The sequence below is a fragment of the Geomonas sp. genome, from assembly GCF_056994735.1.
On the sequence record NZ_JBXKJL010000443.1, the window covers coordinates 1 to 1,639 of the forward strand.

1 protein-coding gene is annotated in these 1,639 nt (G+C 64.2%); it reads left to right on the plus strand.

The window, feature by feature from the left end:
• The first annotated feature begins 354 nt into the window (after positions 1-354).
• On the plus strand, positions 355-1,575 hold the full coding sequence (locus AC11W3_RS19235; RefSeq protein WP_484093569.1) for an IS256 family transposase: 1,221 nt from the start codon (positions 355-357) through the stop codon (positions 1,573-1,575).
• Positions 1,576-1,639 lie beyond the last annotated feature (64 nt).

Below are 1,639 nucleotides of genomic sequence, written 5' to 3' on the forward strand. Positions count from 1 at the left end.
ACCTAAGCCGGACGCGTGGTAACGCGCTTAAGCTTGCTTGACATGAAACAAAGCGGTGCAGGCTATGGTGCTCCAGCAAAGGCACAAGGGTCCAGCACGGGACCAGCTTGCCAGCGTGTTGTTCCGACGAGCCCGTGTCAGGTTCCCAGGTAAGCCGCGTTCGCTTCCTCGAAGAGCCGCAGGTTCCTCTCCACATCGTAAGGCCGCTCCAGAAACGTCTCAGGGTCCCACTCGCTGCGAACGGCACTGGGTCGTGGCGCAGGGTTGGTGGAAATTCGGGAAAGTGGCGTAAGCTCCGGATGAGACACAACCATCAAACCGGCGGTTTGCCGACCGTCGGAAGGAGCCTACGCCATGACCGAGCCTACACGCAGCGCTTCATCCTCGCCATTCGAGAGTGCAGACTGGCTGGATCCTCTGGAAGAGCGGGTGCGCCAGAGCATCCGCGGCTTCATCGAGCACCTGGTCGAGTCGGAACTGGAGGCGTTCTTGGGCCGGCAACGCTACGCCCGAGGCGGCCCAGTCGTCGGTCATCGCCACGGCCACCGGGAGCGGCAGCTGCTGGGGACGTTCGGGCCGACCACGGTGTCGTTGCCGCGGGCACGGGTTCAGGGCGCCGGCGGCCAGGAACGAGAATGGCGCAGCCAAGCGCTGCGCGCTTACAAGCGCCTGACCCAGCGGGCAGAGGCGCTGATCGCCGGAGTTTATCTCGCCGGCACCAACACAAGGCGGGTGCGGCGTGCGTTGCAGGGGCTGTTTGGCGGCGCCATCGGCAAAGACACCGTGATCCGGGCCTGGCACCGCGTCCAAGACGAGTGGCAGGCCTGGCAAAAGCGGGACTTGGCCGACGACCGGATCGTCCGTCTGATCCTGGATGGCACGGTGGTGAAGGTGCGGATCGACCGCCAGGCCACGGCTCTGTCGGTCCTGGTGGCGATGGGGGTGCGCGAGGACGGGCAGAAGGTGGTCCTGGCGCTTCGCGCCATGGGCGGGGAAAGCGCGGCCGCCTGGCGGGCGCTGTTGGATGACCTGGTCAAGCGCGGCGTCGGCACGCCCGAACTGGTGATCGTGGACGGCAACGCGGGTCTGGAGGCGGCCTTGGCGGCGCTGTGGCCTTTGCTGCCGGTCCAGCGGTGTTCGGTGCACAAGGAGAGGAATCTCTTGGCGCACGCGCCCAAGAAGTTGCATGACGAGATCAAGGCGGACTATACGGCGATGATGTATGCCGACACAGTTGAAGATGTGCTCCTTAAACGCAAGGCCTTTCTGCGCAAATGGCGTGTGAAGTGTCGTCCGGTAGCCGACAGTCTGGAGGAGGCTGGCGATCGGCTGTTCACGTTCTTGCGCTACCCACGAGAACAATGGAAGTCTATCCGGACGACGAATGCGATCGAACGTCTGAACGCGGAGTTCCGGCGTCGGATCAAGACGCAGTGTGTGCTGCCCAGTGGTGAGACCGTCTGTATGTTGTTCTGGGCTTTGCTGGCCTCCGGGCAGATCGTCCTGCGGCGGGTCGATGGCTGGGAGACCCTGGCGGTCGTACCGACCGTGCAGCCTCTTGATCTCGCCGCCTGATTACGGCAGCTTTACAGTCAGGAGCAACGCCGCCGGCAATTCCCACCAACTTCGCGCCACGACC

Bases quoted from the DNA above. Each gene is read 5' to 3' on its own strand.
- AC11W3_RS19235 (WP_484093569.1), top strand. From the start codon at position 355: ATGACCGAGCCTACACGCAGCGCTTCATCCTCGCCATTCGAGAGTGCA.